Raw genomic sequence first — 16,147 nt, 5'->3', positions numbered from 1 at the left:
ACGCCACGGTGTACCGCTCCGTAGGTTTGTCGCGCACAGGGTGCGCTCCCACAAAGAGCCGATCGGTACCGGCCTGCGCGATCCCTTGCAGGAGCGCACTTGTGCGCGACCGCAGCGCCGGGATGTACCGCTCCGTAGGTTTGTCGCGCACAGGGTGCGCTCCCACAAAGAGCCGATCGGTACCGGCCTGCGCGATCCCTTGTAGGAGCGCACTTGTGCGCGACCGCAGCGCCGGGATGTACCGCTCCGTAGGTTTGTCGCGCACAGGGTGCGCTCCCACAGTCGCGATGCGGCCGCCTGCATAGAAACGCGGTGCGCGGCGTCTGCCTCCGTTCCTGTGGGGGGGGGGCAGAACCGCCCTCAATCAGAGGTCATCGCCCCCAGCCGCAACGATCCTCTCCAACTGATCACCCAGCTCCCCCAGCTCCTCAATCAGACGCCTCAATTCCACCGCATCCAGCAATTCATACGGCCGGTTTTCGCACAGGTGCAGATAGGGCGAACCATCCAGGTCGGCGACAGCCAGGAAGCCTTTGCGTTGCTCCCAGTTGAAACGCAGGCATCGGCGCGGGTCAGCGCCGGCGAGCGGGCCCACCGGCGTGGAGATGCGCAGATAGCGGCGGCCGGACTCGTCTTCGAGTTCGGCGAGATAGATGCCCTGATGCCGGTCGTGCGGCAAAGTCAGATCAAAACTGATCAGATAAGGGTCGTTGTGGCGCAGCGCGTGCAAGCTGCCGATGTGGGAACGCACGGCTTCGAAATGGCGCATGGTGCGATCTCCTTGGCAGGCCGATCCAGGCTCGCTACTGTGCCACGACCCGGTGTAAAGAGCCTGTTGAAGATCATGGACAAGCCCAAATCCGACGCGCACGCCCGCATCTTTGCTGCCATCGCAGCTATTCCTGCCGGCCGCGTCGCCAGCTACGGCGCCATCGCAGCGCGAGCGGGACTGCCGGGGCGCACGTCTGGTCGGCAGGGCGCTCGGCGAAGTTCCGGACGGCATGGAGCTTCCCTGGTTTCGCGTGCTGCGCTCCAGCGGTCATATCGCGTTTCCCCCGGGCAGTCGGGCCTTTCGCGAGCAGAGCAAGCGCCTGAAAGCGGAGGGCGTGGAAGTGAAGAATGGCCGTGTGCCGTTGGCAAGCTTTGGCCTGGATGCCAATCTCGATCGGGCCTTGTGGGGCATGCCGGGTTAGATCTGCCCGCGTGGCGAACATCGGATGTCATCGATTGCCTGCCGCCATGCCTGCGCGCGCTTGAACGGCTGCGCTTAGTCGGTTTTCTCCCGAGCAGTGCGTCGGCTGCGTGGCCGATCTGCGTACGTCTTGACAAAGGACAGCGGCGCGAGACGCAAAGCCGCATTCGACATTTGCTAGCATTCGCCGATGCTTCCTGCCCCTCTCGATATTCTTCAAAGCGTTTTTGGCTACGCGCAATTTCGCGGTCAGCAACAAGCCGTCGTCGAGCAATTGATCGACGGCGGCGACGCCTTGGTGCTGATGCCCACGGGTGGCGGCAAGTCGCTGTGCTATCAGATTCCTGCGTTGGTGAGGCAGGGCACAGGCATCGTGGTGTCGCCGTTGATCGCCTTGATGCAGGACCAGGTGGACGCGCTGCGCGAGGCCGGCGTTTCCGCGGCTTATCTCAATTCCAGCCTGGGCGCGGAAGACCAGCGCGAGGTGGAGCGACGCCTGCTGGCCGGTGAGTTGAACCTGCTTTATGTCGCGCCAGAGCGACTGCTGACGTCGCGATTTCTCGGTTTGCTCGAAAGCACCGAGGTGGCGTTGTTCGCCATCGACGAAGCGCATTGCGTGTCGCAATGGGGGCACGATTTCCGCCCTGAGTATCGCGAGCTGGCGGTGCTGCATCAACGTTTCCCGCAGATTCCACGCATCGCGCTCACCGCAACAGCCGATCAGCGCACGCGCGATGAAATCGTCGAACGGCTGGCGCTGCAAGAGGCGCGTCAGTTCGTTTCGAGTTTTGATCGACCGAACATCCGCTATCAGGTCGGCCTGCGTCACAACGCGCGACGCCAGTTGATGGAATTTCTGGAGCGGCATCGCGGAGAGACGGGCATCGTCTATGCGCTGAGCCGACGGAAGGTGGATGAAACGGCGACGTGGCTGACGGAAGCGGGCATCGAGGCGTTGCCCTATCACGCCGGTCTGGACGCCGCGACGCGCAACGCGAACCAGCGACGTTTCCTGCGCGAAGACGGCGTGGTGATGGTGGCCACGGTGGCGTTCGGCATGGGCATCGACAAACCCGATGTGCGCTTTGTCGCGCACCTTGATCTGCCGCGCAGCATGGAAGGTTATTACCAGGAAACCGGCCGTGCGGGGCGCGACGGCCTGCCGTCCGAGGCATGGATGATTTACGGCCTGTCGGACGTGGTCACGATGAGCCAGATGATTGCGCAATCGGAATCGGCGGATGAGCGCAAACGCGTCGAACGCCAGAAACTGGAATCGCAGCTGGCGTATGCGGAAGCCACGCAATGCCGCCGTGAGCTGTTGCTCGCCGCATTCGGCGAATCGTTCCAGGGGCCCTGCGGCCATTGCGACAACTGCATCGAGCCGCCCAAGACGTGGGATGCCACGGTGCCTGCGCAGAAAGCGCTATCCGCGGTTTATCGGAGCGGCCAGCGCTTCGGTTCCGGTCATGTCATCAGCATCTTGCGCGGGGAAGACAGCACGCGCATGACGGACTTGGGCCACGATCGCCTTTCCACCTTCGGCATCGGCGCCGATATGGACGAGAAGCAATGGCGCTCGGTGTTTCGCCAGTTGCTCGCGATGGGCTTGCTGGAAGCCGATGCGGAAGGCTTCGGCACGCTGCGCCTGAGCAAGGCCAGTCGCGAGGTGCTTGTGGGCAATCGTTCGGTGCGATTGCGCGAGGACGCCACGCCGGCACGTGCCACGCGCAAGCGTCGCCGCGACAGCCAGCTGGTGACGGGCGGCAGCCTTGGCGTGGAGGCTTACGAGCAGCCGCTATGGGATGAATTGCGCAAGCTGCGTACGCAGCTTGCGAAGCAGCATGGCGTGCCGCCCTATGTGATCTTCCACGACGCGACCTTGCTGGCGATGTTGCGCGCCTTGCCTTCGAACGAATCGGAGCTGTCGGCGATCAGTGGCGTGGGTGGGGCGAAGCTAAAGCGCTATGGGCGGGATTTTTTGGCGGTGATTAACGCCCACGAGTAGCGATGGTGCCGGAAGAGCAGCCACGCTTTCTCGAACACCGCCCCTCACCGCCGTAAAGGTGGCAAAGTCCCGGCCCTCTCTCCCACAGGGACTTCCTTCGGGTCGCCCGGAGGGAAAAAGAGAAGTGAGATGGCCTAGCCAGCCAGCCGCCAGCGCGTGCCTTCGCTCGATACGCGCGAATGCGCCAGGGCAAGTTCGGGGATATAGCGCCACTCGGTCAGTTCGCCAGGGAGGCGCGCCTGCGGGCAGTCGATGCGAGTGGCGATGAGCGCGGCTTCGGCCGTTTCGTGGCGACCCATTTCCAGTTCATCGCACAGTACGCGCCATTGGCGGCCGTGGCGGACGATGCGGAACAGGCCGGTTTTGGAGGGGTGAACGTATTGCGCCAGCATAGGATTCAACTTTTTTGAAGTCCGTTGTGGGCAGCTTGCCGTCGAAGCATGACCTTCTTGTGATTCCTGTCTGGCTCGACGGTGACTGCCATATTTCCGTTGTGTTTTGCCGTCATCTGAATCAGCTTCGCGTGAAAATCGTGTTCCCACGGGTTGGAACGGTTAAAGAAAAAGGCCCGCATTGCTGCGGGCCTCTTCATGTACTGCAACGTAACCGCGCTTATTTGCGCTGTGCCGCCGTCGCGTCGCGGGCCGCGCGGAATTCCGAATCCTTGCTCCAGTTGGGCCAGGTGTCGGAGTTGGCGAGGTCGCTACCGAGCTTGTAGAGGATCTGCAGATCGCGGGCCATGCCCGTGAACGGCCAATCCGCCTGCCACTCATCGGACGGCTGGTGATAGTGCTTGGCCACGTATTCGTCCTCGGCCGCCTTGCCGGCAGCCAGGCCGCCGTCAACCCAGTCGTTGCCCGAACCAAAGGAAACCGCCGGCACGCCACGCTTGGCGAAGGAGAAGTGATCGGAGCGGAAGAAGTGGCCGGCTTCGGGCTTGGGATCGGCCGAGTACACCAGGTTCCACTGCTTGGCCGTGGTGGTCAGCTCATCGAGCAGGTCGAGCTTGGCGCTGCCGGAGATGGTGAAGTTGCGCGACGGGCCGTGCGGATCGAGCGCATCCATGTTGATGTCGGCCACGGTGCTGGCGAGCGGGTAGAGCGGCTTGGAGGCGTAGTACTCCGAACCCAGCAAGCCCTTCTCTTCGGCGGTGACGTTGAGGAACACCACCGAGCGTTCCGGCTTGGGCTGGCTGGCGAAGGCGCGGGCCAGTTCGATCAGCGCAGCAGTGCCGGTGGCGTTGTCCACCGCGCCGTTGTAGATCTTGTCGCCCTTGGCATCGGGGGCGCCCACGCCCAGGTGGTCCCAGTGCGCGCTGTAGATCACCGTCTCGTTCGGGCGCTTGCTGCCCTCGACGCGGCCCACGATGTTGTGGGAGGTGATCACCTTGGAGTTGATCTTGTAGTTGGCCGAGAAGGTCTCGCCCTTGAGCACCACCGGCTTGAAGTCGCGCGTCTGCGCCTGCTTCTTCAGCGCTTCGAAATCAAGGCCGGCAGACTTGAACAGGTCAACTGCCACATCGCGCTGGATCCATGCTTCCACCGGCGTATGTGCGCTGGCGGGATGGTCGCGCACGACGTCGAACTGGGTGTTGGTGTTGGAGTTGGCCACCGTCGCCCAGCCGTAGGAGGCCGGTGCGGTTTCGTGCACGATCAGCATGCCGGCTGCGCCCTGGCGAGCGGCTTCTTCGTACTTGTAGGTCCAGCGGCCGTAATAGGTCATGGCCTTGCCGCCGAAATCGCCCACGCCGGTTTCAAAATCCGGGTCGTTGATCAGCACGACGGCGATCTTGCCCTTCAGGTCCACGCCCTTGAAGTCATCCCAGTTGCGCTCCGGCGCCTTGACGCCATAGCCCACGAACACCAGCGGCGCGTCCTTGATCGACACGGCCTTGGAGCCGTCGAGCGCGGAACGCACGGCGATTTGCTGGCCCTGGGTCAGCGCCTGGGTCTTGCCATTGACGGTGAACGACAGCGACGGCGTGCCGGCGATATCGGACTGCAGCAGCGGTACCGCCTGCGTCCACTCGCGCTTGCCGTTCTTGAGGTCGCCACCGGGCTGCACGCCGGCTGCCTTGAACTGGGCAACCACGTAATCGATGGTCTTGGTTTCGGCCGCCGTAGCGGGGCCGCGGCCTTCGAAGGCATCGGACGAAAGCGTTTTGACGTCGTCCGACAAACGGTGCGGGTCGAACGTCGGGGTGGTCGGTGCATCGGCGGCGAACAGCGCCGACGTCACAGACAGGGCGAGCAGGGATAAGGCCAATCGCTTCATGGGCAGCACCTAGCGTGGAGACGAAGCTCGATAGTAGAGATGGCTGGCGCCGCCGGTCCATAGCCGCCTGAGGCGAATCCGCTGGCAAGCGGCGGGGAGGGGTTAGGAAAAGCCCTAAAAAACAGCCTTTCCGAGTGCCCGATCGTGACTTTCTTCACCCCTTCCGGGCCAATATCGAAAAAAAACCGCAATTTTTCCGTCTTGCAGCTTGGCGTGATGGGCTGGCATGCCATACATTCCGCATGCCGAGAGGCATCAAACACCATCTCTATTGATCACCACGGGGAAATGTATGGCGAAGGCGCAAAAAGCAGCAGCAAAGAAGAAGGCCGCTCCGAAGGCAGCTCCGAAGGCCGCCAAGGCGGTTGTTCACAAGCCGATCAAGGACGCACTGGGCAAGTCGGGCCTCGTGGCTCACATCGTTGAAGCCAGCGGCGTGGCTGCCAAGGACGTGCGCGCGGTGTTGGCCTCGCTCGAAGGCGCGGTGACGGGCTCGGTGCACAAGAAGGGTGCCGGTCATTTCACCATGCCGGGCCTGCTGAAGATCACGGCCGTCAACGTGCCGGCCAAGCCCAAGCGCAAGGGCATCAACCCGTTCACCAAGGAAGAGCAGTGGTTCGCTGCCAAGCCCGCCACGGTGAAGCTGAAGATCCGCGCGCTGAAGAAGCTCAAGGACGCCGCTCTCTGAGCGTAGCGTTTCACTAGAGCATTCTCGCCAGGTGCGGCCCTTGCGCCGCACCTGGTGTCTTCGAGAAGTGGCTTATCGCTGCGCAGCCAGCGGCCACTGGCACCGACCGCATCGACGCCTGTCGGTACCGATCATCCGACCCACCTGAAGATCCAGCGGCAGTTCGGCGTCCTTGCCGGCCGCGTGGTCCGCCTTCACCCTCGACACGCGCCCTTGAACGCCACGGCATGCACGCGGGCAGATAGCTGTGCGCGGATAGACGCCTCGCGCCGGCGTGGCACCTGCCTGTCGGGAGCACTCCTCCAGCACGCGGATCGACGCGAACTTCTACGTTGTTGTCCTTGGCGCAGCGTGTCTTGGCCGTCCGCACGGCATCGTCGAGCTACAGGTTTATGCAGGTTTTCGCGACTGGTCCCCCTAAAAACAACGACGAGCGAACCCATCCGCACCGCGCGCTGAATTGCTGCCACCGACGTCATGTGGACGATCAAGGCCGTACCGATCACACATTTCGTTGAGGCCGGAAGGTTCATGCTCCCGTCGCGCAGCTGGTCCATAGTGGCCGGAGGTGTCATGGCGACACCTGTGCAAAGCCGTCGCCGGAGGGCGATGGCGCAACCGCAAAAGATCTCCCACTGAGGGCATGACATGGCTAACCCGAGCGATCTCCCGTTGAGCCTCTACAAAGCCAACACCGAGCTTCAGTTGCGCGTGAACAAGCTGGTGATGGAAAACTGGAAGAAATGGCTGGAGCTGTCCACCCGGGCGATGGACGACGGCATCGCAGAACAACAGGCGCGAGTGGAACACCTGATCAAGGCGCAGGATTGGGCGGCCCTGGCATCCATGCCCGCCGATACCTTCTGGCGACAGCTGCAGCAGCGCATGGGCGATGCCAGCGTCACCAACCAGATCGCCGCCAACGTGCAGGCGCATTTCGCCAAGGGCCTGCAGGATGCCGTGCAGACCTGGCAGAAGGACACCGCCAGCGCGCTGGGCGGCGTGGGCGACATGAGCCTGTCCGAACCTTGGAAGGACATACTTTCGCCGTGGGGCAAGTTCCACCCGATCAGCTGAAGGCGATCGCCGTGACACCTGGCCTTGGCGCCGGGTGTCGCGCCGGGCTGGTCCAGCGCCCGTCGTCCATCGGCTCGCGTCCGGCCGACGCGCGCCTTCGTTCTGCCGACTCCATCGCGTTACCCCGGCGGCGCTCATGGTCAACTCTGCCGCTGCCGTGCTGGTCCGTCGCGCGGCAAGGGGATGGGCGACGCGCACGACGCGCAGTCGACTGCTGAGGAGCAGGAGGGCGCGCGGCCACAGTTCGCGCCGATTCCCCGTCTTGTCACATAGGTTTAGTTAGCTAGGGGGCGCAGCGCCATCAGGCGCGGCCTGTCGATGGTGCCGGTACGGGACTGTCGACAGCGGATTTTGAACTGGCAGGGGGACGGGTGAAGCGAGGACAGGGCAGGGCGCTTCAGGGCAATGACGCTGCGGGGATGGCTCGCACGCGCGCACCTGATGCATGGCGTGGCGGGCCCCGTCGACTCGGGCGCATACCGCTGCTGCGGGTATCGCTGGTCGGCAGCTGATGCGTTACGCCATTTATTTCTGCCCCGCGCCGGCGAGCGCGCTGGCTGCCCTGGGGCGCGACTGGGTGAGCACCGAGCTGGCTGCCAATGGCATTCCGGGGATCGGGCTGACGCGCTGGAATGCCCTGTTGGCCGATGTGCGCCGCTACGGCTGGCATGCGACGTTGCGATCTCCGTTCACGTTGTCGCCGGATGTCGACCTGGCTGAATTACGCCAGGCATTGCATGTCGTCGCCCGGTCACACGCGCCGATCAACCTGACGCTGCGTTGTGCGCGGCTCGCCGGCTTTCCGGCGCTGCGCCCACTGGGCGACAGCAAAGCGGTGAATGCCCTGGCAGCGGCCTGCATCGAGGCGATCGAGCCCTTGCGACTGCCGCTGGCGGAACACGATTTTCAGCGTCGCGCCTCCGGGCTCGATGCCATCGAAACTCACTACCTTGGACGTTACGGGTATCCCTACGTGTTTGAACGCTACCGTTTCCACATGACGCTATCGGCACCTGCTTCCGTCGACGAAGAGCGCGCACTGCAACGCTGGTTGTCGCTGCGCGCATCGATGCTGCCGACGGCGCGCATCGATGCGCTGACCTTGTGCGTGGAGTCCTCGCCCGGCGCCGCTTTTGAGCCCTTCGAACGCATCGCGCTGCACAAGGCATCGGCGGCATGACCAGGGGGCGCCGACTCCCATCGAGAGTCGCGCGCGGGTCTTCTCGGGGCCGTCGTGATTCGGACGCAAGGCGAGCGAGCCGGCGCGTCACGCTTGATTGGCGCAGCGACCTGCGGCTCAGCGTCAGGCTCACGTTGGCTTGACGCGTTGAAGGGGATTCTCAAACTTCCCCGACGGTGTCGACAGCGCCCGGTGCCATCGCCTGGTGCGCGGATGTCAGTCGCCCGGCATTCCTGGTGAAACTCCCTGGGAGCGCGTAATGAACAAGACGGTTTGGATCGTGGTTGCCAATCGAGGCGTTGCCCGGCTGTTTCAGGCCAGGCAGCCGACCGGTCCACTGGAGGAGCTGGATGCCTTCATCCATCCGGAAGCCCGCCTGCACGAGCAAGATCTTGTATCGGATCGGCCTGGTCGGGGCTTTGACCGGTCCGGTCCCGGCAGTCACGCAGAAGAGCCCGACACCACCATGGTGGAGCAGGAAACCAGCAATTTTGCCCTGGAACTCTCCCGCTTCCTGCTCAAAGGCCGCACCGATGGGCGCTTCGACGGCTTGATGCTGATCGCCGCGCCGGCCTTCCTGGGCTCGCTGCGGGATCGCCTGGATGGCCCCACCAAGGGGCGGGTCATGCTCGAAGTGGCCAAGAACCTGGTCCACCTGGATGCGGCTTCGGTGCGCAGCTATCTGCCGGACCGCCTCTATTCGGCTGTCGGCGGTTGATCTCCCGCCGGACCTTGCGGTAGCAGCGCAATATTTCACGTCGAAGACCTGTCGCGACTTTCACGACTCGATGCTGAAATGTTTGACGTGGTGCACATTTGCAACAACTGGCTGCGCTACGATAACGGGGCTAGAACGCCGGGGCGTTTCACAGCGCTTTCACGCCTCAACCGATGTGATCGGCCGCTTGCGCAGAAGCCCGGCGCAGGCGAGGGAAAGACTGACAGGGGGATGCAATGCTGGACGCTCCGTGGGCCAATCCGTGGTTCCGCCGCATTGGCATCGCTGCGTCCTATGGGCTGTTGATCGCCCTTACTCGCCAGGTCACCATCACTCACTTCGTGCTGGGTGCCGGCATCCATCTGGCCGTGCTTCTGCTGGTGCGCTATCGCGACTGGCCGGCCCTGATCGTCGGTGAAACCCTGGCCTTGCTGCCCACGAGCATTGCGTGCGTGGGCGACTACGGTGTGCTGTGGGCCGTGCTGTTTACCATTCCCGGCCTGGTTTTCATGGCGCCGTTCGTCTACGTCCTGCGCGAACGCTGGCCCGTCCTGGCCGCCAGGGGCTCGCTCAACATGGGGTCACTGCTCGGGGCTGCGCTGGTGTTGTCCTTCGTGATGACCGCATGCAACCTGGCGACCATTTACTCGATCACGCTGCCGCCGGACTATCACCTGCAGGTGGATAAGCTGGCGACCAAGTGGGTGCTGGGCAACTACCTCGGCATCCTGGCGGTTACCCCGACCGTGTTGCTCGCATACCAGCTGTTGAGTGGTGCTGGCTGGCGCCAGCTGGGCACCCGACTGCTCGACAGTCGCGCGGTGCTCGACAGCATTTTCCTGGTAGTGCCCGCGCTGTTGTTGCTGGTGTGGATAGGCCTTGAGGCACCGCGCGTCCGACAGATTGCCCAGGTCGCCATGTTCCTGCCCATCGTGTGGCTGGCCATGCGCCATGGCTGGCAGGGTGCGGCCATCGGCGGCACGGCATCGAGCCTGGCCGTGATGGCCTTGATGCCAGCCGCCGACGATCAGCAGACCATGCAGGCAGAGGCGATCGTTGCCTTGGCGATCTCCTCGATGCTGCTGCTGGGCGCGCGCATCGGCGCATTGCACCAGCACGCTGAGCAAGAGCGCATGGATGTGCGCATGGCCTTGGCGCTGGCCCAGCGCAACGTGCATATCGGCGAGATGCAGCTACGCACGACGTCACTCGCGCTGGAGCAGATTCGCGAGACGGTGCAGGCCAGCTTCTCGATGATGATGGGGCGCCTGCGCCACCTGCAGCCGACCATCGAAGACCGCAGCTATCACCGCCAGGCGCTGGTGGCACAGGATCAGTTGTTCCGCCTCGCCGACAGCCTTTATCCGGTGTCGTGGCGCGAGCGTGGCTTGCCGGCCGCCCTGCGCGAAGGCGCCATACCGCGTGCGCTGGATGAAACGGGCGTGGGTTACTGGTGTGACCTGCGTGGCCCGCTGAGTCGGCTATCGCAGACCCTGCATTTGGCCATCTATCGCCTCGTGGTCGAGGTCGTGGCCGATGCCTGCGCCAAGCGCAACCTCAGCGAAGTGGTCGTTCGCGTGCGCTGCGGTGAAAAGCTGGGGCGTCGCTGGGTGCTGATCAGCATCATTTTTCGCGATACCGCCGAAACGTCTTCGCAGGTGCGTTGGGACGAACTGCTGCCCCGCGTGATGCGTTCGACCAGCGGCATGGGCTGGGCGGGAATTCGTGATCGCGCCATGACCTTTGAAGGTGATGCCCGCGAACATCAGATCGCCAATGGCCGCCGGGTCAGCCTGCTGATGCTCGACCCGATCACGATCAGCGGCATTTGACACGCCGCTGATCGCTGGGTTTTCCCGCACTTTACTGAATGTGCGTGCTGCAGACTTCCGGGTTGCAGGTGCTGGCTGCGGCCTTCAGCTGCAGGGTGCCGTCGCTCAGCGGCGTGGCAGTCACCGTCGTGGCGGTGTCCTGGTAGACCGTGGCCGGAGCCGTGGTCGGGGTGGCCGTGGTGGCTACAGCCGGGCCCTGCTGCGGTGTGGTGACCAACTGCGAGAAGCGACCCATCGGCAGCGTGATGAACTGGCCGCCCGCCGAGCCGACGGCGCCGAGCACGTTGCCGTTCGCATCATTGATCTGCACGAACTGGATGCCGCCAATGGTGAATACATAGGCGTGGAAGTTCGGATTGCTGCTGACGTCGGACGCATTGGGCCACGACTGGCCGAGGCCGGTGGCGGGCGGCTGGTCGGCGAAGGCAGCTCCAGACGTAGCCAGAGCGAGCACGCCAAAGAGGCATGCGCGACGCGAGAGGGCTTTCAACATAACGGACCCCTTTGTTGGTGATGTGCTCAGACATTGAGCAACGGTGGCGAATGTAGCACCAAGTTTGTCGCATCCCCCGTGACTAGTGGCCGATTCGGCACAACACTTGCCGGTAGCGCGAAAACGGAACAATGCCAGGCATGCGCTTGAGTGGACGACCGCAGATGCGGTCGGCACGCTTCTTCGTTCTGTCGAGGCTGATGGCATAAAAGATCGCGGTTAAAATGTGAACTTAGTCACATTTTGTCGCCCGACGGGCACGCTGGGCAAATGACTGCGAAGACATCTTTTAACCGGACGACTGAAGCGCCGATGCAATCCCTAATGGATGCTTCCGTCAGAACAGTTCGACAAAGCGCTCCCAACTGATGACCGCGCCAAACTCACGGACGAACTTGTCGTGACTGGTTTCGATCTGGGCTGAGCCACATTCCGGGCGTACTCCCCTAAGGGGCGGGCGCTCCGTGGAAGTTCAGCATGCTCTCGAGCCTATCCGCGACCCACTCCTGCTCGTGAGCAGGCGCGCCATCGAGAATGGTGTCCGCCTCGCCGGCAAAGGCAGGCCAGAAGTCCGCAGGATCGGGATGGGTATCGAGAAGCCCAGGAAGATAGGCCTCAATGCGGTTCAGAGCTTTCTGGAGCTGGGCGCGAGTGTCCATGGGCGAAACGTATTCCGCGTCCTTCTCACAACTTGAGACCGGAAACTCTCACCGATGGTGCCGACGCGTTGGCCGTGCTTTCACTGAGGCACATCAGAATTCGAGAGCAAATGAGAGCAAACGTGGCGGAGGTAGTTAATTCGAACAATGGCGGCGGGACTTAACCACCTCCGCTCCATTTGTCGTGCGTCTGTCGTTAATCAACAAGAGGACGATAAGCGCGCACGACAGGCTTCGCCCTTTCCAAATCGTACCGCGCCTGAAGTGCCAGCCAGTAGAAGGCAGTGGTGTCGAAAGCGAGGGAAAGGCGGATGGCGATCTTTGGAGTGATCGGGTGAGTGTCGGCGATGAAGGCTTTGATGTGGTGGGCAGGTATGCCGGCGCGACGCGCGAGTTGGGCGGGGTTGAGTGCGTTGGGGATCAGGTAGGCGTGCAGCAGGATGTCGCCGGGGGCTCGCAGCGGTTGCGAGGGGTCGACTTCCGAGTGCGGGGTGAGCTGGATCAGTTCCATGGTGGTTCCTCCCTGTCGGACACGGCCGCGCAGCGGATAGGCGCTTACAGCGCTCCGTGTCAGTGAATGCTTGGCAGCTTCGTCGGTGATCGTCCGAATGCGGCGCATCGCCATGCCGGCCGATGCGCCCTAACGGCGATCATCGGAGGCGTGTGGTGTTCACTCGAGGCTCGTCACCGAGCAGGCGGGCGTATTGCTGCAGGCAGTAGACGGCTGTGCCCAGGCTGGCGGCGACGGCCGCGGGAAGCGGCCACTGCAGTGGTCTTCCGGGGAATTCCCGCGCCTGTGCTTGGCGGCACTGCTCGCTGTCGACACGCAGGCGCGTGAGGGCAAGCACCGCCAGAGCGACATCGCCCCAAGTGCCGCGATGCGGGTGTCGGGCCATGCCACCGCCGTGGATGACGGGACGTGAGGCGGAGGAGTGAGGGTGTCGTCAGGGGGAACGGACGAGCGAATGCGTACCGTATGATCGCGGGTAGCCATGATCAACTCCGATAAGTTGTTGATGGTTAGCGGGTCGTGGGTGTTGATAGCACTCGCGGCCCGCGCTTCATGACTTGGTAGTCATGGTCATTCGCGAGGCCGTGCAACACGGCAGCGCGAATGACTGACCCTAACAAGCAAGGCTGGCATCGTCTGTCAGGGTTGGGCGCGATGATGTCCGCGTGGCCGCAGGCGAGCGTGAGGGCTTGAGTCTGACAAAATGTCAGCGCCCTTCCGTTGAAAGCAGAAGAGGGAATGCAACCTTCAGAGCAAACGCGACGGATGCAGTAGCTTCGAACAAGGGCGGCGGGACTTTTATCTCCTCCCGTTTGTCGGGCGCTAAAACGGGACCAGGGGATCGCGCACATGAAGGGCGGTCAATTAACTAGGTTGGAGATGGGCTTGGCGCGGTTGGGCCTTTCCCCTTCCGACGCGCCTCGGGTCCAAGCTCAGAGGGCGCCGGAGCCCAATGAGTTCGATGACTTTGCCTGACCATCTACCTTTGGTAATAGGGCGCCAAGGCACGCGGATGATGGGCAGCGAGTCAGTAGCCCTGTACGCTTCCCATCGCTACGCGATGGCGTTGCGAGGGATGCAAAGGACCCTGACTAAGCGTGCGACTTGATTTCCCCACCTGCAACGGCACTTATGTCTCGTACGATCAGCTCGCTCATGTGTGGGCGAGGGCGATGCGAGCCCCCTACGGTGAGCAGATCATCTTCGACTTCTCCAGGTGTTTGAAGCTGGGTCCCATCGGAATGGTCCTTCTTGCCGGGCTCTATCGAATCCTGCGGGGTAGAGGCGTACCGGTATGGGTCGACATCTCCACAATGGATGACTCAATCTACCTGCGGTTTGTGGCAAGTGGCTGCGCTCAGCACATGCTCTCCGGCATGCCCGCCCCGTCAGGTGCACTGTTTCGGCATGACCTAGTTGATAACCATGATTCGATCATTGAGTTTTTGAAAGATGAATGGCTGGCACCTGCTAGTCTGACCATGAGCCCAGCGCTGCGGAATGCGTTCATCAGCCGTCTATGGGAAATCTATGCCAATGCTTTCGAGCATGGCGACTCCCAGTACGGCGTGTACACCTGCGGCGAGCTTGCGTCCGATAAAACGCTTTTGCTAACCGTGGCAGACTTCGGGAGAGGCATTCCGGCGAACGCCGCGTCGAAGCTCGCCCGCCAATGGGTCAATGGCAGCGACGCAATGGCCTGGGCCTTTACGCGAGGAACCACGACGGCAGTTCATGAACGGTACGCTCGGGGCCTTGGCCTTGATCTGATAAAAGATTTTGTCAAAATCAACGACGGGGCCGTCGAGGTTTATAGCCATCATGGTCACGGAAGTGTCACCCGTTCTATGGAAGAGTTTCGGCACCTGATGTTTTCCATTTCCGCGACGATTGTCCACTTGAAGATTCGCTGCGACAACATGCACTACATGTTCGTGGAAGAGCTTTCGCAAGAACTGCCGGTTAGCGGAGCTCCGATATTTTGAGAGGTGGCTTATGAAGATTTCAGTGATCAACATTGCGGGCCGAAACGCGGTGTCATCGAAAGATGGTGAGGCGCTATACAACCTGATCATGCACAACATTGCCGACGGTCACATCGAACTGGATTTTTCCGGTGTCGAAGTGTTTTCCACGCCGTTTTTCAATCTTGGGATTGGCCGTTTGCTCGCTCGTCTATCGACCGATGAGCTCAACAAGAAATTAGAGTTTCAGCACCTTTCGCCGCTCGGCTTTCAGACCCTTCGTCGCGTCATCGATAACGCCAAAAAGCACTACGCAGCGCCTGCACCTAATTAACGGAATCATCTTCGGTGAATGCACGGATCGCGAACCGCCCGGTTAGAGCTAGGGTGTACGACATCAGGGACGCGAATATCACGCTCCCGCCGGAAGTCCTGGTCGACACCAACGCATGGCTTTGCACCCAGTACAGCCGGTTCTCGCTGCCTAGCGTTCGACCAGAAACGCCTGACTATTCAGACTTCATAGCGCGCTGCCTAAACGAAAACTGTGTCTTGCGGCGTAGCTCTTTTACGCTGCCCGAGATGAGCCACATCATAGAGAAGGAGGAGGTTGGCTTTTCAAACGCCAACTCTGGACGAAGGATCTCGGTGAAGGACTCGCGGTACGACATCAGGCTACGGCGCAAAGTGCTCGTCGAGATAGTGACGACTTGGCGAGGTGTTGAGTCCGCCAGTCAGGCGTCGCCCGGACTAAACATTACTGCGGGAACGCCGACTGTCATGTTGCGGGATATTGGTCAGTACAAGCTTGATGGCTATGACCTTTTTCTTTTGCAGGAAGCGCGGGCCACCGGCACCCTGGCTGTCCTGACGCATGACTTTGACTATTTGTCCGTACCCGACCTCTGCGTGTTCACTGCGAATGCCGCAGGCATCGATGCTGCTCGACAGGCAGGCCGCTTGCGTACGATCTGGTAGTAATCATTACCCTGATCCGTCGCCCCAAGTAGTAGCAACCTCGGCGGCAACGCTCGGCAACTGCCTACAAACGGCAACCGAGCGGCTATAAGCGCACGCTCGCGCAAAAGAAAAAGGGCCTGCATCGCTGCAAGCCCTTGAAATTCAATGGTGGCCGGGGACGGAATCGAACCGCCGACACGGGGATTTTCAATCCCCTGCTCTACCAACTGAGCTACCCGGCCATGCCAGCGTGCGTCGAAGACGCCGCGTGGAGCCGTGCATTAAATCCGAAGCAGGGCGGCTCGTCAAGACTCTGTGGGCGGGGCGACGTAGCCTTCAGGCTGCTTCACGTCGCCGCCGAACAGGAATTTTTCCATTTCGGCGCTCAGGAACTGGCGTGACTTGGGATCGAGCGGATTGAGGCGGTATTCGTTGAGCAGCATGGTCTGGTGGGCCAGCCATTGTTGCCAGGCCTCTTTGGAAATCTCCGCATAAATGCGCTGGCCCAGCGGGCCGGGCCAGGGTGCGAAATCCAGGCCTTCGGCCTCGTGGCCCAGCTTGGCGCAGTGAACGATACGACTCATGCGTTGT

16 protein-coding genes, 1 tRNA gene and 1 pseudogene are annotated in these 16,147 nt (G+C 62.2%); 10 read left to right on the top strand and 8 right to left on the bottom strand.

Annotation, left to right across the window (positions count from 1 at the left end; all coding sequences use genetic code 11):
* Nucleotides 1-364: 364 nt before the first annotated feature.
* The gene (locus AC1DKY_RS17220) at nt 365-769 is read right to left on the bottom strand and encodes a hypothetical protein (protein WP_046973138.1); all 405 of its coding nucleotides are present in this window, start codon (nt 767-769) and stop codon (nt 365-367) included.
* A 75-nt stretch (nt 770-844) separates the two neighbouring features.
* Between AC1DKY_RS17220 and AC1DKY_RS17215 the strand changes: the two are divergent.
* Nucleotides 845-1,193, top strand: a pseudogene (locus AC1DKY_RS17215) (MGMT family protein).
* 189 nt (nt 1,194-1,382) lie between these two features.
* Nucleotides 1,383-3,200 (top strand): DNA helicase RecQ, encoded by a 1,818-nt coding sequence (recQ, locus tag AC1DKY_RS17210; RefSeq protein WP_441603024.1) that lies wholly within the window; start codon nt 1,383-1,385, stop codon nt 3,198-3,200.
* Nucleotides 3,201-3,334: 134 nt separating this feature from the next.
* Here the strand turns inward: recQ and AC1DKY_RS17205 are convergent, their stop codons facing one another.
* Entirely contained in the window at nt 3,335-3,592 is a 258-nt protein-coding gene (locus AC1DKY_RS17205; protein WP_441603157.1) for a hypothetical protein, read from the bottom strand.
* Nucleotides 3,593-3,812: 220 nt separating this feature from the next.
* Nucleotides 3,813-5,474, bottom strand: a complete 1,662-nt coding sequence (locus AC1DKY_RS17200; protein ID WP_441603023.1) for a M28 family metallopeptidase — start codon at nt 5,472-5,474, stop codon at nt 3,813-3,815.
* A 292-nt stretch (nt 5,475-5,766) separates the two neighbouring features.
* On the opposite strand from AC1DKY_RS17200, the gene AC1DKY_RS17195 reads away from it, so the two are divergent.
* The 5 genes from AC1DKY_RS17195 to AC1DKY_RS17175 all read left to right on the top strand — a co-directional run bounded on the left by AC1DKY_RS17195 (nt 5,767) and on the right by AC1DKY_RS17175 (nt 10,969).
* Nucleotides 5,767-6,162 carry an HU family DNA-binding protein gene (locus tag AC1DKY_RS17195; protein WP_046973133.1) on the top strand — a complete coding sequence of 132 codons (396 nt, stop codon included), beginning with the start codon at nt 5,767-5,769 and terminating at the stop codon, nt 6,160-6,162.
* A gap of 648 nt (nt 6,163-6,810) precedes the next feature.
* Entirely contained in the window at nt 6,811-7,239 is a 429-nt protein-coding gene (locus AC1DKY_RS17190; RefSeq protein ID WP_441603022.1) for a phasin family protein, read from the top strand.
* A 511-nt stretch (nt 7,240-7,750) separates the two neighbouring features.
* Nucleotides 7,751-8,419, top strand: a complete 669-nt coding sequence (locus AC1DKY_RS17185) for a DUF1045 domain-containing protein (RefSeq protein ID WP_441603021.1) — start codon at nt 7,751-7,753, stop codon at nt 8,417-8,419.
* Between the two features lie 259 nt (nt 8,420-8,678).
* Nucleotides 8,679-9,137: a host attachment protein gene (locus tag AC1DKY_RS17180; RefSeq protein ID WP_441603020.1), complete on the top strand. Its 459-nt coding sequence runs from the start codon at nt 8,679-8,681 to the stop codon at nt 9,135-9,137.
* A gap of 236 nt (nt 9,138-9,373) precedes the next feature.
* Entirely contained in the window at nt 9,374-10,969 is a 1,596-nt protein-coding gene (locus AC1DKY_RS17175) for an MASE1 domain-containing protein (RefSeq protein WP_441603019.1), read from the top strand.
* A 31-nt stretch (nt 10,970-11,000) separates the two neighbouring features.
* Here the strand turns inward: AC1DKY_RS17175 and AC1DKY_RS17170 are convergent, their stop codons facing one another.
* The 3 genes from AC1DKY_RS17170 to AC1DKY_RS17160 form a co-directional block, all read right to left on the bottom strand.
* Nucleotides 11,001-11,462 carry a hypothetical protein gene (locus tag AC1DKY_RS17170; RefSeq protein ID WP_441603018.1) on the bottom strand — a complete coding sequence of 154 codons (462 nt, stop codon included), beginning with the start codon at nt 11,460-11,462 and terminating at the stop codon, nt 11,001-11,003.
* A gap of 446 nt (nt 11,463-11,908) precedes the next feature.
* On the bottom strand, nt 11,909-12,121 hold the full coding sequence (locus AC1DKY_RS17165; RefSeq protein ID WP_441603017.1) for a hypothetical protein: 213 nt from the start codon (nt 12,119-12,121) through the stop codon (nt 11,909-11,911).
* Nucleotides 12,122-12,317: 196 nt separating this feature from the next.
* Nucleotides 12,318-12,632: a HigA family addiction module antitoxin gene (locus AC1DKY_RS17160; RefSeq protein ID WP_441603016.1), complete on the bottom strand. Its 315-nt coding sequence runs from the start codon at nt 12,630-12,632 to the stop codon at nt 12,318-12,320.
* A 1,097-nt stretch (nt 12,633-13,729) separates the two neighbouring features.
* Between AC1DKY_RS17160 and AC1DKY_RS17155 the strand changes: the two genes are divergently transcribed.
* The 3 genes from AC1DKY_RS17155 (at nt 13,730) to AC1DKY_RS17145 (ending at nt 15,574) form a co-directional block, all read left to right on the top strand.
* Complete coding sequence (locus AC1DKY_RS17155) at nt 13,730-14,617, top strand: ATP-binding protein (protein WP_441603015.1); 888 nt, start codon at nt 13,730-13,732, stop codon at nt 14,615-14,617.
* A 10-nt stretch (nt 14,618-14,627) separates the two neighbouring features.
* Nucleotides 14,628-14,930, top strand: a complete 303-nt coding sequence (locus tag AC1DKY_RS17150) for an STAS-like domain-containing protein (protein WP_441603014.1) — start codon at nt 14,628-14,630, stop codon at nt 14,928-14,930.
* Nucleotides 14,931-15,178: 248 nt separating this feature from the next.
* Entirely contained in the window at nt 15,179-15,574 is a 396-nt protein-coding gene (locus AC1DKY_RS17145; RefSeq protein WP_441603013.1) for a hypothetical protein, read from the top strand.
* 148 nt (nt 15,575-15,722) lie between these two features.
* Here the strand turns inward: AC1DKY_RS17145 and AC1DKY_RS17140 are convergent.
* Nucleotides 15,723-15,798, bottom strand: a tRNA-Phe gene (locus AC1DKY_RS17140).
* Between the two features lie 63 nt (nt 15,799-15,861).
* The gene (locus AC1DKY_RS17135; RefSeq protein ID WP_441603012.1) at nt 15,862-16,140 is read right to left on the bottom strand and encodes an oxidative damage protection protein; all 279 of its coding nucleotides are present in this window, start codon (nt 16,138-16,140) and stop codon (nt 15,862-15,864) included.
* Nucleotides 16,141-16,147: the final 7 nt, after the last annotated feature.

The organism is Dyella sp. 01N448 (assembly GCF_056399225.1).
The sequence above is the reverse complement of the archived record's forward strand: the minus strand, read 5'-3'. Positions and strand labels throughout refer to the sequence as shown.

What these genes read in the sequence shown, in the direction of transcription:
- AC1DKY_RS17220 (WP_046973138.1), bottom strand. Translation starts at nt 769, where the DNA reads ATGCGCCATTTCGAAGCCGTGCGTTCCCACATCGGCAGCTTGCACGCG.
- recQ (WP_441603024.1), top strand. Translation starts at nt 1,383, where the DNA reads ATGCTTCCTGCCCCTCTCGATATTCTTCAAAGCGTTTTTGGCTACGCG.
- AC1DKY_RS17205 (WP_441603157.1), bottom strand. Translation starts at nt 3,592, where the DNA reads ATGCTGGCGCAATACGTTCACCCCTCCAAAACCGGCCTGTTCCGCATC.
- AC1DKY_RS17200 (WP_441603023.1), bottom strand. Translation starts at nt 5,474, where the DNA reads ATGAAGCGATTGGCCTTATCCCTGCTCGCCCTGTCTGTGACGTCGGCG.
- AC1DKY_RS17195 (WP_046973133.1), top strand. Translation starts at nt 5,767, where the DNA reads ATGGCGAAGGCGCAAAAAGCAGCAGCAAAGAAGAAGGCCGCTCCGAAG.
- AC1DKY_RS17190 (WP_441603022.1), top strand. Translation starts at nt 6,811, where the DNA reads ATGGCTAACCCGAGCGATCTCCCGTTGAGCCTCTACAAAGCCAACACC.
- AC1DKY_RS17185 (WP_441603021.1), top strand. Translation starts at nt 7,751, where the DNA reads ATGCGTTACGCCATTTATTTCTGCCCCGCGCCGGCGAGCGCGCTGGCT.
- AC1DKY_RS17180 (WP_441603020.1), top strand. Translation starts at nt 8,679, where the DNA reads ATGAACAAGACGGTTTGGATCGTGGTTGCCAATCGAGGCGTTGCCCGG.
- AC1DKY_RS17175 (WP_441603019.1), top strand. Translation starts at nt 9,374, where the DNA reads ATGCTGGACGCTCCGTGGGCCAATCCGTGGTTCCGCCGCATTGGCATC.
- AC1DKY_RS17170 (WP_441603018.1), bottom strand. Translation starts at nt 11,462, where the DNA reads ATGTTGAAAGCCCTCTCGCGTCGCGCATGCCTCTTTGGCGTGCTCGCT.
- AC1DKY_RS17165 (WP_441603017.1), bottom strand. Translation starts at nt 12,121, where the DNA reads ATGGACACTCGCGCCCAGCTCCAGAAAGCTCTGAACCGCATTGAGGCC.
- AC1DKY_RS17160 (WP_441603016.1), bottom strand. Translation starts at nt 12,632, where the DNA reads ATGGAACTGATCCAGCTCACCCCGCACTCGGAAGTCGACCCCTCGCAA.
- AC1DKY_RS17150 (WP_441603014.1), top strand. Translation starts at nt 14,628, where the DNA reads ATGAAGATTTCAGTGATCAACATTGCGGGCCGAAACGCGGTGTCATCG.
- AC1DKY_RS17145 (WP_441603013.1), top strand. Translation starts at nt 15,179, where the DNA reads ATGAGCCACATCATAGAGAAGGAGGAGGTTGGCTTTTCAAACGCCAAC.
- AC1DKY_RS17135 (WP_441603012.1), bottom strand. Translation starts at nt 16,140, where the DNA reads ATGAGTCGTATCGTTCACTGCGCCAAGCTGGGCCACGAGGCCGAAGGC.